Genomic DNA, 14,544 nt, shown 5'->3' with positions numbered 1-14,544 from the left:
CTAAACTTGCTGGCCTGCCAGAATTGACATCACCGCCATACGAATCGCAATGCCGAACGTTACTTGCGGTAAAATGACTGACTGGCCGCCATCAGCAACTGATGAATCAATTTCCACACCACGGTTCATCGGTCCTGGATGCATGACGATCGCATCGGGTCTGGCCATTGACAATTTCTCCGGCGTTAGCCCGTAGTTCTTGAAATATTCTTCAGAACTCGGCAAATATGCGCCCTGCATTCGTTCCTTTTGCAATCGCAGCATCATCAAAACATCGACATCTTTAAGTCCGCTTCTCATATCATGAAACACATGTACACCAAGACGTTCCACCCTACTGGGCAACAGGGTTTTCGGGGCAATCACGCGCACTTCTGGAACGCCAAGAGTGGTCAATGCATGAATTTGGGAACGCGCTACTCTTGAATGCAGAATATCGCCTACAATGGCAACACGCAGATTGTGAAACTCGTGCTTAAAGCGACGAATTGTAAACATATCAAGCAACGCCTGTGTCGGATGTGCATGACGGCCATCGCCGGCGTTAATAACATGAATACCGGGCCGCGCATGTTTTGCTATCAGATGCGCAGCCCCGCTTTGTGAATGCCGTACAACAAACATATCGGCGTCCATGGCTGCCAGATTATTCACCGTATCAAGCAAGGTCTCGCCCTTAGACTGCGCTGAAACCGCTATATTCAAATTAAACACATCGGCGGACAATCGCTTGGCAGCGATTTCAAAAGTTGTCCGTGTACGTGTACTGGGTTCGAAGAAAAGATTGAAAATTGATTTTCCGCGTAGCAATGGTACTTTTTTGACATCCCGCTCGGTCACTCCCACAAATGTCTCAGCTGTATCCAGTATCTGCAAAAGAATCTCTGCCGGAAGGCCTTCCGTTGTCAGCAGATGCTGGAGCTTGCGGTGCTTATTCAATTGCGGATTTCGATTGATCATGCCGGCAAATTTTCCCCACCGTTTACCACACCTTTCTTATTTTCCAGACTGAGACTAAATCGTCCCTGGAAGTCACGGTTAAACACTAAAATCTTTTCTTCAGGCAGGTGAAGTTCAGTTCCGGTATACTGCGCGCAAATGGGTAGTTCCCGGTCCCCACGATCAACGAGAGTTGCCAGTTTTATGGATGCCGGTCTGCCGTAATCGAACAGTTCATTGATGGCCGCACGTATAGTACGTCCGGTTTGTAAAACATCATCAACCAGCAAAATATGCGCGCCATTGACATTAAACGGGATTTCAGAAGGTTTGACCTGCGCATGCAGGCCGATTCTATCAAAATCATCGCGATAGAACGATACGCTGAGCAGCCCCAGCGGTTCCAGGGATTGCGCTGCTGAAAGCTCATGATGCAGGCGTTCGGCCAGCCAGGCTCCACCGGTATGTATCCCGATTAAGGCAGAATAGTTGTCGCTGTCGGCACGAATCTGATCAATCAGTCGATCAAACAGATTCTCCGCGTCAGGCAGTGGTATGTTGCACATAGTTTTCATCAAAAAAAGACTGAAGTATATGCTGTGCAGCAACCTGATCCAAGTATTGTCTCTGTTTTCTGATTGATACCCCTGCTTGTTGCAAAGCGGCAGACGCTGTTTTGGAAGTTAAGCGCTCATCCACCAAAAGCACTCGAATGTTAAAGCGCCCTGCCAAACGACGCGCAAAACGCTGGCTCAGTCGTGTCATCTCATGTGCGGAACCATCCATGTAACTGGGCAGCCCGACCACCAATAATACCGGTTGCCAGTTCTCAATTAACGAGCCAATCAGAACAAAACGCTGTTCGTTTTTCTCGCTGTCAATGGTTGTCAGCGGATGCGCCAACCTTAGAGCAGTATCTCCGACAGCAACACCAATACGCTTTTGTCCGAAGTCAAATGCGAGCACCGTTCCTTGTGCTAATAAATCTACAGGCAATTGACCTGTATTAAATATCAAGCTGGATGAATTTGCAGATTTTTCGGTCATTTCTCCGAATTTTCAAAGAGCATGCAACAGTTTGTCATGCATGACCGACATCATTGGAAAGTCGGGTGTAGTCAATGCCAATTAATTTCATCGCCGCTGGCAGTCTTTCTTCCGAGGGCAAATCGAAAATGACATTCAGTGAAGCCGGTACCGACAGCCATGCATTCTGTGCCATTTCATGCTCAAGCTGACCAGCAGCCCAGCCAGCATAGCCCATTGCAACCAGTATCTGGTCCGGTCCTTCAGCGCTTGCTATCGCTTTTAAAATATCCAGCGACGTTGTGAGTCCTAATTTTTCATTTATTGACAATGTAGACTGCCACTCTCCAACCGGCTGGTGCAAAACAAAACCACAGTCAATCTGCACAGGACCTCCGAAGTGTACGATTGATTCATATTGGAAAGGATCTTTGATTTCAATACTCAATTGTTTGAACAGATTGGTCAGAGACAAATCCATCGGCCGGTTGATGACCAGTCCCAGCGCTCCACGCTCATTATGTTCACATATATAAGTTACTGTTTTGGAAAAAAAGGAATTCTCCATGGCTGGCATAGCTATCAGGAAATGATGCGTTAAGTTGATATTTTCCATGGCGAACTCGTTTTCCATTTTTAATGATCTTTTAATGACCCTTATGAGTCGAGCCACTTCAGCAGCTTGAAGAAATTCTCAAACCCAGTAAGCTGTTTGAGTCATCACGCTGGAACTAAGTTTCATTGCAAATTTAACCGGTAAAGGCAACTCCGCACCGCCATTCGATAACGCCATTGTTGCATGACTGGCTTCATCAATCTGCATCTGAGCCACAATGGCGCGACTTTTGATATCGTGCTGCGGCAAACGATGCAGATGTCCTGATAAATGCTCGCCCACTTGTTTTTCAGTCTCGGCCAGAAATCCCAGATTCCATTTGTCACCCATGACACCAGCCAGCATTCCAATCGTAAACGAACCACCATACCATAAAGGATTCAGAAAGCTTTTTCGTCCTCCAAGTTCTTCGATTCGCCGTTCTGTCCAAGCCAGATGTTCAGTTTCTTCGCGCGCTGCTTTCATCAACGTCTGCTGCACTGCTTCATTGCGTGCAGTAAGGCTTTGTCCCTGATATAGTGCCTGAGCACAGACTTCACCGACATGATTAATGCGCATCAAAGCAGCTGACAAATCCTTCTCGGGAACGGTCAAATCAGGCTCCGGCAAATCGCTTCCGGGTACTGACCTGGCTGTGTGCGCTGGAGTGAACAGTGTCCGCAACGCGCTATCAAACCCTATGATTAATTTATCGATATTCATAATCGCCTTCTTTCTGCTTTGTGTTCTGTAAAATAAAAAAACGGTCTTGATTATTGATTATCCAGTTGTTGGATGTTGGATTTGACGCGCCAACAATGTAACAGGATGCATTACCTCAATTTCAGAACCGCTTTCACGCAACCGTGCTGCTATATGCATAGCACAACCCACATTAGAAGTGACCAGTATCTCAGCATCGCATTGCTTCACCGCGTTTATTTTACCATCCAGCAATCTGCCGGCCAGTTCAGGTTGTCTGATAAAATACGTACCCGCAGCCCCGCAACACTGATCATTATCCGCCAAAAAAACCAACTGTGCACCCGGAATTTTTCGTATGATTTGATATGGATAATCATGATCCCGCAGTACATGGCGTAAGCTGCATGGGTCGTGAACAGCTATCTTTTTTGTCAACGGTGCAATCGCAAGTTGATCCCATCCTTGAGTAGCTGCCAGAAATTTACTGATATCGCATATCTCCGGAAATTTAACATTTCCATCAACTTTCTTCCCCTTACTGTTTGTTAGCGTGTCTGTATATTCACTAAGCTGCGCACCGCAACCAGAGACCACACTGATGATTGCTATCGCATCTGATGCACCAAGGGCCTGCATGTTTTTATCCCTGAGTTGTGCCGCTTTTTCAGCATCACCAGCATGCTGATGCAATGCACCACAACAGGTTTGTGTTGACGGCACGCGCACACTGTAACCAAGTCGGTTCAGTATATAAATGCTGGCATTCAATGTCGCAGCATCCGTTAAACGCGCGATACACCCCAGAAACAATTCCACTGTGCCCCTTGATTCACCGGTTGCGGGATAAAAATCACGCCATGTGCATGAAACACTGAGCCAGGATTGGTTCCCTGTAAAAGGAAAAACCACCGGCGGCAGTTGCGTCAATACAGTCTGCATGCCGAACCGGTTTCGAAAAACATGCTGCCACACCCAGCGTATTACAGACAATACGCCACTTTTCTTAAACAAATAAAGCAACCAGCGCAAACGGTCAAACCATTCCGGTCGCATGGCCAGAGTACTCAACAAACGCAACATCTGCAACCGGCCGGTCTCTGCAGAATTTTCCTCGCCATGATTCGTCTCTGATTTCCGGATCATCCTGCGTGCTTCATCAATTATCTGACCATAAGCCACGTGATTGGGACAAACAGCCTCGCACGTCCGGCAAGCCAGACATCGGTCAAGATGCAATTTGAATTTTTCATTCATCGGAATACGGCCCTTAACAGCGCCATTGATAATCGCAATACGCCCGCGTGGAGAATCGGCTTCGGATTCCAGTAAACGATAAGTCGGACAATGCGGCAAACACAAACCGCATGAGACGCAACGACTGGTCTGTTCAACCAGATTATTGGTTATGTGTTCTGAGGATGAAAGGTCAGCTTCGTCATGCAAACAATCATCTGTATTACATTCGGTCATAAATAATAATTACGAAACTATAAAACAATGCAACATCCTTGCTAAAGATGCGGCCAGCTGATCAGGCTGCGTGCAGTAGACAAAACATGCTACTAAAGGATTTATGTCATAGATAATTGACAACGAATCGTCTCCATTTGACAATCACAACGATTACAGGATTTCATTGCCTGATTCGCACATTTACATCCGCAATTTTATCAACAGTTTTGCAGTCACTTTATATCAGGACATCTGCTATAACCATAAGTTTTTATCATCGATATCGTTATGTATGAATATACCGATCATTTAAGTGCTTTATTCATTTCAAGTGCCATCGTCATCTGTTGTGTCGTGCTGCATTACGAAGCCCTGCGGCTTTTAGGCCATGCAGTTGGCGCTCATGTTCATAAACGGGTTGGCATGCTCATTGTCATGCTGGGTCTGCTCGCAGCACATGTCATTGAAATCATCCTGTTTGCCGTTGGCTATATGATCATGCAAGTGCTTCTGGATTTAGGGCATATAACTAATCTGGACAGTGGCAACTTGCTGGACTACATCTATTATTCATCAGTCGTCTATACCACAGTAGGCTTTGGTGATTTATTGCCGGTCGGTGCCGTGCGTATGTTGAGTGCCGCAGAAGGATTGGTTGGACTTGCTATGATCACCTGGTCTGCTTCATTTACTTTTCTTGCCATGAAACATTTCTGGCCGCACCCGATTGATGACACCAAGGCCCGATCCGATAATTGAAGCTGACAATAATATATCGCGAAATATCAAACGAGAAGATTGAACCGGCCCTTTCTCGACAATTTCATTTTATACGAACCAGTTCATTTCTAGATAAAAGCAAGCTTTCCAGCACGACTGGCTATTCTTCCAGGATAGCAACACCATCATGCTAGAAAGCACATTGCTTGTCTTTCTCAACCGGCGATACAGGTTGTTTAATCTGCCTGCCTTCTCAAAAAGGCCGGTATATCCATCGGATCAACACCGGATTGACGCATGGCGGCTACAGTCGCATCATTTCTTCTTCCAGTCCGTATCACAGCGGGATCATCCGAAGCCATGAACCCTTCCCGGTCATCGGTACCGGTGCGGGAATGCACGACTGACAGTGGCTTTTTGCTTTGATTATGAACATTACCCAAACCAGTCGCGACCATGGTAACGCGCAAATCTTCATTCATGTTTTCATCAATGACAGTACCGATAATAATCGTTGCGTCTTCGGCTGTCAGTTCTTTAATAGTACCCATCACCTCGTGCACTTCTCGCATTTTTAATGAAGAGTTTGCGGTAATGTTGACCAGTACACCGCGTGCCCCGGCGAGCGAAATGTCTTCAAGCAACGGACTCGCTACCGCCTGTTCAGCCGCGATGCGCGCGCGGTCTACACCCGTTGAAAAAGCCGAGCCCATCATGGCCATACCCATTTCAGACATAACCGTTTTCACATCCGCAAAATCAACATTTACCAGGCCAGGGCAGTTAATTACTTCTGCGATGCCTGCAACAGCGCCATACAAAACATCATTAGCGGCTTTGAATGCATCAAGCATGCTGATATCGTTACCAAGAACCGCCATCAGCTTGTCATTCGGTATCACGATCAATGAATCGACATGCTGTGACAATTCTTCCATACCCAATTGCGCCGCTTTCAAGCGTTTGCCTTCAAATGCAAACGGTTTGCTGACCACGGCAACTGTAAGAATACCCATTTCCTTGGCCACTTGTGCTACAACCGGCGCGGCGCCAGTACCCGTACCACCGCCCATTCCTGCAGTCACAAACAACATGTCGGAACCCTGAATCATCTCAGCGATGCGGTCCCGATCCTCCAATGCTGCCTCGCGCCCGATATCAGGATTGGCACCTGCGCCCAGGCCCCGGGTTATCCCTGATCCTAGCTGAAGAATAATATCTGCTTTGGTATTCTTCAATGCCTGCGCGTCGGTATTCATGCTAATGAATTCCACGCCTTTCATTTCGTTCTGGATCATATGATCGACTGCATTACATCCACAGCCACCTACCCCAATTACCTTGATTATTGCTTCCTGTGTTTCGTTGTTCATAATTTCAAACATAGCACCCCTCCTTTAGATCAGTATGACAAAAACCAATGAAAAAACATTAATATATAAAATTATTCAACTAAAAGTTTCTTTGAAACCAGCTTTTCATCCTGGCAAAAATCTGTTTTGCCGAACCACCCTGCAGCCGCAAATGCTGATGTAACCTGATGTGTTCAATACCTGTCATAATGAGCCCCACACCAGTCGAATACCTCGGCGTATGCACGACATCCTGCAAGTTCCCTTTATAATTAGGCACCCCCAGACGCACAGGCATATGAAAGATCTCCTCGCCCAACTCCACCATGCCGCGCAAAGAAGCGCTTCCACCTGTGATCACAATGCCGGATGACAGTAATTCCTCGAAGCCGCTGCGCCGCAACTCTGCCTGCACCAAGGTGTAGAGTTCTTCAGCACGCGGTTCTATCACTTCTGCCAACGTTTGTACGGAAAGCTGACGCGAGCCTCTGTTGCCAACGTCCGGCACTTCAATCATTTCTCGCGTATCTGCCAGACTTCTCAGTGCATAACCGTAACGGCATTTCAAGTCTTCAGCGTTCTTGGTCGGTGTACGTAGCGCCATCGCGATATCGTTTGTAATTTGATCACCAGCTATTGGGATCACGGCAGTATGGCGAATAGCGCCGTTAGTAAATACTGCTATATCAGTCGTGCCACCACCAATATCAACCAAACAGACACCCAGGTCTTTCTCGTCTTCAGTAAGCACTGCCATCGCCGAAGCCAGTGGTTGCAAAATCAAATCACGCACTTCAAGTCCGCAACGGTGTACACATTTAACAATATTTTGGGCTGCCGACACGGCCCCTGTAACAATGTGCACTTTTACCTCAAGACGAATACCACTCATACCCACGGGCTCACGTACATCTTCCTGACCATCAATAATGAATTCCTGATTCAGGATGTGCAGAATTTGCTGGTCGGCTGGTATATTCACAGCTTTGGCGGCTTCCATCACGCGCTCGACGTCCGCTTCAGTGACTTCCTTATCCTTGATTGGCACCATACCATCAGAATTGATCCCTTTAATATGGCTGCCAGCAATTCCGGTAAAGACTTCATTGATTTTGCAATCCGCCATCAATTCAACCTCTTCCAGCGCACGCTGAATGGCATTGACAGTTGTTTCAATATTTGCGACCACACCTTTCTTCAAACCACGGGATGGATGACTGCCCAAACCAATAATTTCAACCCCTCCTTCCGGCAGTATTTCCGCAACAATCGCTACAATTTTAGAGGTGCCAATATCTAGCCCGGCAATCAGATTTCTACTTTCCCTAGCTCTACCCATCTAGTCACATCTCCCTGATTTCAAGTTTCTTTCTTTAATATATTCTTACCTTTCAATGGTTTTTCTGCTTCGGGCATATATACTGCAAATCCATTGGTATAGCGTAAATCCACATATGCGAGCGGCTTATCCTGACTCAAGTGCGCTATGCTGTGGTTGTAGACTGAAACATACCGCATTAACCGTTTATCAACGTCATGTCTGCCTAATTCAAGAACTGTCCCTGTATTCAATTGCAATCGCCATGCATGCCGAGATGACAAATTGATTTCTGCGATTGATTGATGCAATGGCGCCAACACCTTATTGAAGTGTCGGTAGCGTCGTGTGATTTCCTGTGAATTTGCTTCCATAGGTGCTGTAAAAACCGGCATCTTTTCATTTGATACGACACGAAATACTTCGCCGTACGTATTTACCAGAGCATGACTACCCCAGTGAGCCAGCGCCTGATGTTCTTCTAACCTGATATTCAACGCTAGCGGCCAGGTCCGTTCCACCCTGGCATCCCGCACCCACGGCAAACCAATGAAAGCATCGCGCACCGCGACCAGATCAACAGACAAAAAGTTTCCCTGCACATGATGCTGCACAATTTTTTTGATCTGCTCACGGTTAATATGCTTGAATTCAACACGATCAGCCTCCATTCCCTGGATATATACGGTTTTCAATGGCAAAAAACGCGGCAAACCATAGTGCTGCACCAGAAAAAAAACCACAGCCACCGCTGTCATCAGAAACAGCATATTCGACACAAAACTCAAAAATCGGTGACTATCCCACATGCGATAAACTCAATATTTGCAGAACCAGCTCTTCAAAATCGATACCTGCAGCTTTGGCTGCCATGGGAACCAGGCTGTGACTTGTCATTCCAGGCGAGGTATTCGCTTCCAGAAAATAAAACCGGCCATCTTCACCTAAAATCAGATCAACACGTCCCCATCCTTCGCAGCCGATTGCCTGGTAGGCAAGCAATGCCTGGGACTGTATCAATCCTGCTTGATCTTCCGGTAAACCACTGGGGCAAAAATAACGGGTCTTGTCAGAAAGATATTTGGCTTCATAATCATACAACCCTCCGGCAACTTCTATTCTGACCAGAGGCAGCGGCATTTCGCCAAGTATTGCCGCTGTCAGTTCGGTACCAGCGATATATTCCTCCGCGAGTACGAGCGCGTCATGCTCTGCTGCCAGGCGATATGCTGCATCGATATCCCTGACATGGTCGATCTTGCTCAAGCCGATGGTAGACCCTTCGCGCACCGGTTTGACGATCAATGGCAATCCAAGCACTTGTGCAACTTTTTCAAAATCGCTATGCACTGTAAGCAACATACTGCGCGGAGACTCAACACCTACCGCCTGCCACAACAATTTTGTACGCCATTTGTCCATAGCCAGCGCACTGGCCATTACGCCACTGCCTGTATAGGGTATGCGCATCAATTCAAGCGCACCCTGAACTGTACCATCTTCACCAAAGCGTCCGTGTAAAGCAATATAAGCCCTGTCAAACCGTTCATCTTCTAACGCCGCCAGCGACTTTCTTCCCGGATCAAATGGGTGCGCATCCACACCACTATGACGTAGCGCTTCGAGTACAGCTTGTCCACTCTGCAGTGAAACATCACGCTCGGCCGAACATCCCCCAAACAATACCGCCACTTTGCCAAAATCCTGTTTAGTCATTATGTTCCTCTCCCAGCTGCACCGATAATCCGCACTTCCTGTATTAAAGCCACACCCGTTTCCTGCTCGACCTTATCCTTCACCATCAAAATCAGCCCTTCAATATCCTTAGCTGATGCGTGCCCTGTATTCAGGATAAAATTCGCATGCTTGATAGAAACAATTGCACCACCAATTTGCGAACCCTTGAGTCCGCACGACTCAATCAGGCGTGCTGCATGATTACCTGGAGGATTTCTAAATACCGAACCTGCGTTCGGCTTGTTCAATGGCTGACTGCTGACCCTCAATGCCAACAGGCGCCTGATCTTTTCCCTCGACTCTGATTCATCACCTGATTCCAGCCTGATATAAGCCCCAGCAAACCATTCTGATTGATTATAGGATTCAGTTTTCAATTTCACACTGCGGTAGCCGATTGTGTATGCATCAGGCATCCGTAATCCAATCTCTCCACTGCGATTAACCACTCTGACCTGCTCAACCAGCTGCCAGGTTTCTGTACCATAACATCCTGCATTCATTGCCAATGCGCCGCCGATCGTTCCAGGAATACCGGCCAGAAATTCAGCTCCGACAAGCTGATTTCTGGCTGCAAAACGCGCCACCTTGGCACAAGCTACCCCTGCGCCTGCGTAAACCAGTCCGCCGGTTTGATCGCGATCCAGTATTTGCAAATCATTTAGCCGGGCATGTGCTGCAATCACGGTTCCAGGCAAACCACCATCCCTCACCAGTAGATTACTACCCAGCCCAACCATATAAACCGGTTCATCGATTGGGAGCTTTTGCAAAAATACGCTCAAATCTTCCAGATCAGCCGGTAAATAATATCTGCGCGCATTGCCACCTGTACGCCAGGAAGTATGGCGGCTCATCGGTTCATTGATCCGAATTTCACCGGACACACCGTATAAACTCGCCTCACTGGTTCCTGATGGACGGCAAGTCTTTTGTCTGTACATTTGAAATACTGCGCACATCAGCTACGCTTCCTCATGTTTTCTAGTCACCAGTCATTCATTGATAATCATCAACTTCTGCTGCTTTTTTACAATTTCGGGCGCGACCTTAGCAATTGACCCAGCCCCCATCACAAGTACCAAATCACCATCTTCGACCACATCTAAAATAGCCGCTGTCAACTCCTCTACGTTTGCGGTATATATCGGTTCAACTTTCCCCTTGATGCGTACCGACCTCGTCAGCGACTTACTATCCGCTGCAACAATTGGTTCTTCGCCGGCCGAATACACTTCCGCGAGCAATAACACATCCGCCTGAGAAAGCACCTTGACAAAATCTTCAAACAAATCGCGGGTTCGTGTGTAGCGATGGGGTTGAAATGCCAATACAAGACGTCTACCGGGAAAAGCGCCTCGTGCCGCATCCAGGGTCGCTGCAATTTCAGCCGGATGATGACCATAGTCATCAATCAGTGCAAAGCTTCGCTGCCTGGACAAACGAATCTCGCCATAATACTGGAAACGCCGCTCAACACCCTTAAAAGACGCTAGTGCCCTGGTGATTGCTGCATCGAGCACACCAATTTCATTCGCCACAGCAATAGCTGCCAGCGCATTCTGTACATTATGCAGACCTGGCAAATTCAAATGAATCGGCAGCCTGCGTGCTGAACCGTTCACACCAATCAAAGCTGTAAAATGCATCTGACCGTTGTGATGTTCAGTATCAAGGGCTCGAATCTGGGCATCTTCAGAAAATCCGTATGTAGTAACCGGTTTGGTAATATCATGCATGAGGGTACGCACATTGGCATCATCGATACATAAGACCGCCATACCGTAAAAAGGGAGATGATGCATGAACTCGACAAAAGTTTGCTTCAGACGGGTAAAATCATGGCCATAAGTTTCCATATGATCCGCATCTACGTTGGTCACAACTGCCAGAACGGGCTGCAAATACAGAAATGAGGCATCAGATTCATCCGCTTCAACTACTATAAACTCGCCACTGCCAAGTCTCGCATGGCAACCGGCAGCTTCTAACCTACCCCCAATGACAAATGTCGGATCCATGTCTGCTTCTGCCAATATGCTGGCTACCAAACTGGTCGTCGTAGTTTTGCCATGCGTTCCTGCTATCGCAATACCACGCCTTAACCTTAACAATTCAGCTAACATCAACGCACGGGGCACGACCGGAATATTTTTTTCATGTGCTGCAATCACTTCCGGATTATCCGGTTTGACTGCCGTCGAGGTCACCACTACGTCTGCGCCTGCTATCTGCTCAGCAGCATGACCGGTATAAACTTTTATGCCGAGACCTTTGAGCCGCTGTGCCACCCAATTATCTGATAGGTCTGAACCGCTGATCTGGTATTTCAGATTCAGCATCACTTCAGCAATTCCGCTCATACCGGCACCGCAGATGCCTACAAAATGGATATGTCTAACTTTATGTCTCACGACGACACCTCATTTGCCTGAATAGCCTGAATACAGATCTGTCCAACCTGCCTGGTTGCATCCGGCATTGACTGCTTGCGTGCCGCGTCTGCCATCGCCAGCAGCTTGTCGCGCGCAAGTCCTTTCAATACATTCGTCAGATTCTCCGGACTCAAATCGATTTGCGGCAATAAAACGGCTGCTTGATGCTTACTCAAAAATCGAGCGTTAGCCGTCTGGTGGTCATCTACAGCATAGGGATAGGGTACCAATATGCTTGCAACTCCAGCCGCAGCCAATTCTGAAACCGTCAGTGCACCCGCTCTGCACAGTACCAAATCGCAAGCAGCATATTGTGCCGCCATATCATCAATGAATTCCGTTAGGTGAGCTTTCACTCCATGAGTCGCATAATTTGCACGCAGCGCTTCCAGATTGCCTTTTCCGGCCTGATGAACGACTGTCGGCCGTTGATTCTCAGGCAACATACTTAATGCCTGGGGCACAACTTTATTCAACACGTGTGCTCCCCGGCTGCCACCAACCACCAGTAGCCTGAGCACACCACTGCGACCACAAAATCGTTGCTCCGGCGCCTCCATCCCAGCAATCTCCTCACGCACCGGATTTCCTACAACGACTACCTTTGCCGGATTCCCTTTGATTGCTTCAGGGAAACCCAGGAGCACCTTGTCTGCCAGTTTTGCCAGTATTTTATTGGTCAAACCCGGTACGGAATTTTGCTCATGGATAATGAGAGGTATATTCAGCAAAGAAGCCATCATTCCGCCAGGAAAAGCAGGATAGCCACCCATACCCAGCACCACATCAGGCCGCACCCTGCGCAGTATCCGCATACTTTGCATCATTGCCCGCAACAGTCGAAACGGCAGAGTCATCCAGGTCATCGCACGCTTTCCCCGCAGGCCTGCAAAATCAATAGCTTCGATTTCATAGTTTTGTTGTGCTACCAATCTATTTTCCATACCCGTTTTAGTACCCAGCCAAACAATCCGCCAACCAGACAACTTGAGATAATCTGCAACAGCCAGGCCGGGAAAAACATGTCCCCCTGTGCCACCTGCCATTATCAAAATCGTTTGTGCCATCATTAATGCCCGAATTCACGCTGAATGCCATGCATCGTCCCTTTGCACTCCACGTAATCGTTGCCGGTTTTCCCAATCAATCCGCATTAATATAGCCAGAGCAAAACATACCGCTGTAATGCTGCTGCCTCCAAAACTCATCAATGGCAACGTTAACCCTTTGGTTGGCAATACACCCATATTAACGCCCATATTAATAATGGCCTGCATACCGATCCACAAACCGATGCCCTGGGCCACTAGCGCAGCAAAGTGACATTCCAGCCTGGCAGACTGGCGTCCTATCGCAAAAGCACGTGTCACCAGAATCGCGAACAACACAATTACAACAGCCACACCCACAAAACCAAGTTCTTCAGCCAATACAGCCAGCAGGAAATCGGTATGTGCCTCGGGTAGATAGAATAATTTTTCCACGCTGCCGCCCAGTCCAACCCCAAACCATTCTCCCCGACCAAATGCAATCAAAGCATGACTGAGCTGATAGCCCTTACCGAGCGGATCAGCCCAAGGATCCATAAAACCGATTATTCGTTCCAAACGATAGTTTGCCACATAGATCAGTACAAACATGGCGACTGCTGACAAACTCAAAAGTCCAGCAAATATTTTTATGCTGACGCCACCCAAAAACAAAATACCGATTGTTAACACTGTAATCACAGCAGCAGCACCAAAATCCGGTTGCTGCAATAACAAAAATCCCATAACGACAATCAACGCGAATAGCGGTAAGAAACCTTTATAAAAGCAATTCAGATCGGCCGCTTTGCGCACAACATAATCAGACGCGTAGATAATCATAAACAACTTCATCATTTCTGAAGGCTGAAGATTCACCACATACAGCGAAATCCATCGTTGACTACCATTGACTTCTCGCCCGACCCCAGGTAGCAGCACCAATACCAGCAGTATTATTCCAGCCAGCAACAAAAAAATGGCATACTTCTGCCAGATATGAACAGGGACTTGAAAAGCCGCAGCACCGAACACTATGCCTAGCAACAAATAGATCACATGACGTACTAGATAATGCGCGGATTGATCGCTACCAAACTGTGCTTCAGCAATAGCAGCAGATGCAGAATAGACCATCACCAATCCGATTCCCAGCAAAAACAGAACAGACCATATCAAAGCCTGATCGAACTCGGGCAGACTGTAAGACGGGGTATGGTTCATTCGGTAAATCATT

Annotated in this window: 15 protein-coding genes; 1 reads left to right on the top strand and 14 read right to left on the bottom strand. The window is 47.5% G+C overall.

The genetic code is table 11. The features are described from left to right. From BMY62_RS03050 to BMY62_RS03025, 6 genes are all read right to left on the bottom strand, one after another. Positions 1-960, bottom strand: coding sequence for an aspartate carbamoyltransferase catalytic subunit (locus BMY62_RS03050; RefSeq protein ID WP_090656428.1), 960 nt, complete (start codon positions 958-960; stop codon positions 1-3). Next, positions 957-1,496 carry a bifunctional pyr operon transcriptional regulator/uracil phosphoribosyltransferase PyrR gene (gene pyrR / locus BMY62_RS03045; RefSeq protein ID WP_256207408.1) on the bottom strand — a complete coding sequence of 180 codons (540 nt, stop codon included), beginning with the start codon at positions 1,494-1,496 and terminating at the stop codon, positions 957-959. The genes BMY62_RS03050 and pyrR overlap by 4 nt, the downstream gene beginning before the upstream one ends. Further along, the gene (gene ruvX / locus BMY62_RS03040; RefSeq protein ID WP_090656422.1) at positions 1,483-1,986 is read right to left on the bottom strand and encodes a Holliday junction resolvase RuvX; all 504 of its coding nucleotides are present in this window, start codon (positions 1,984-1,986) and stop codon (positions 1,483-1,485) included. The genes pyrR and ruvX overlap by 14 nt, the downstream gene beginning before the upstream one ends. A gap of 34 nt (positions 1,987-2,020) precedes the next feature. Next, entirely contained in the window at positions 2,021-2,581 is a 561-nt protein-coding gene (locus BMY62_RS03035) for a YqgE/AlgH family protein (RefSeq protein ID WP_090656589.1), read from the bottom strand. 78 nt (positions 2,582-2,659) lie between these two features. Continuing rightward, entirely contained in the window at positions 2,660-3,286 is a 627-nt protein-coding gene (gene coq7 / locus BMY62_RS03030; RefSeq protein WP_090656418.1) for a 2-polyprenyl-3-methyl-6-methoxy-1,4-benzoquinone monooxygenase, read from the bottom strand. A 54-nt stretch (positions 3,287-3,340) separates the two neighbouring features. Beyond that, complete coding sequence (locus BMY62_RS03025) at positions 3,341-4,735, bottom strand: (Fe-S)-binding protein (protein ID WP_090656415.1); 1,395 nt, start codon at positions 4,733-4,735, stop codon at positions 3,341-3,343. Between the two features lie 270 nt (positions 4,736-5,005). Between BMY62_RS03025 and BMY62_RS03020 the strand changes: the two genes are divergently transcribed. After that, positions 5,006-5,476, top strand: a complete 471-nt coding sequence (locus tag BMY62_RS03020; RefSeq protein ID WP_090656412.1) for a potassium channel family protein — start codon at positions 5,006-5,008, stop codon at positions 5,474-5,476. Between the two features lie 197 nt (positions 5,477-5,673). Here BMY62_RS03020 and ftsZ read toward each other — a convergent pair whose 3' ends face one another. The 8 genes from ftsZ to ftsW all read right to left on the bottom strand — a co-directional run bounded on the left by ftsZ (position 5,674) and on the right by ftsW (position 14,543). Beyond that, positions 5,674-6,822 (bottom strand): cell division protein FtsZ, encoded by a 1,149-nt coding sequence (gene ftsZ, locus BMY62_RS03015; protein WP_090656409.1) that lies wholly within the window; start codon positions 6,820-6,822, stop codon positions 5,674-5,676. Positions 6,823-6,889: 67 nt separating this feature from the next. Then, on the bottom strand, positions 6,890-8,128 hold the full coding sequence (gene ftsA / locus BMY62_RS03010; RefSeq protein WP_090656405.1) for a cell division protein FtsA: 1,239 nt from the start codon (positions 8,126-8,128) through the stop codon (positions 6,890-6,892). A 20-nt stretch (positions 8,129-8,148) separates the two neighbouring features. After that, positions 8,149-8,916, bottom strand: coding sequence for a cell division protein FtsQ/DivIB (locus BMY62_RS03005; RefSeq protein ID WP_090656402.1), 768 nt, complete (start codon positions 8,914-8,916; stop codon positions 8,149-8,151). Next, on the bottom strand, positions 8,906-9,823 hold the full coding sequence (locus tag BMY62_RS03000; RefSeq protein ID WP_090656399.1) for a D-alanine--D-alanine ligase: 918 nt from the start codon (positions 9,821-9,823) through the stop codon (positions 8,906-8,908). Before BMY62_RS03000 ends, BMY62_RS03005 begins: the two co-directional genes overlap by 11 nt. Beyond that, positions 9,823-10,788 (bottom strand): UDP-N-acetylmuramate dehydrogenase, encoded by a 966-nt coding sequence (gene murB, locus BMY62_RS02995; protein WP_090656586.1) that lies wholly within the window; start codon positions 10,786-10,788, stop codon positions 9,823-9,825. Before murB ends, BMY62_RS03000 begins: the two co-directional genes overlap by 1 nt. 51 nt (positions 10,789-10,839) lie before the next feature. Further along, positions 10,840-12,258, bottom strand: coding sequence for a UDP-N-acetylmuramate--L-alanine ligase (murC, locus tag BMY62_RS02990; protein WP_090656396.1), 1,419 nt, complete (start codon positions 12,256-12,258; stop codon positions 10,840-10,842). Beyond that, the gene (murG, locus tag BMY62_RS02985; protein ID WP_218142927.1) at positions 12,255-13,346 is read right to left on the bottom strand and encodes an undecaprenyldiphospho-muramoylpentapeptide beta-N-acetylglucosaminyltransferase; all 1,092 of its coding nucleotides are present in this window, start codon (positions 13,344-13,346) and stop codon (positions 12,255-12,257) included. Before murG ends, murC begins: the two co-directional genes overlap by 4 nt. A 15-nt stretch (positions 13,347-13,361) precedes the next feature. Beyond that, positions 13,362-14,543, bottom strand: coding sequence for a putative lipid II flippase FtsW (ftsW, locus tag BMY62_RS02980; RefSeq protein ID WP_090656390.1), 1,182 nt, complete (start codon positions 14,541-14,543; stop codon positions 13,362-13,364). Position 14,544: the final 1 nt, after the last annotated feature.

The sequence above is a fragment of the Nitrosomonas marina genome (assembly GCF_900111605.1).
Taxonomy (GTDB): Bacteria; Pseudomonadota; Gammaproteobacteria; order Burkholderiales; family Nitrosomonadaceae; genus Nitrosomonas; species Nitrosomonas marina_A.
Note: the sequence above shows the minus strand (reverse complement) of the source record. Positions and strands in the feature narration are given on the sequence as shown.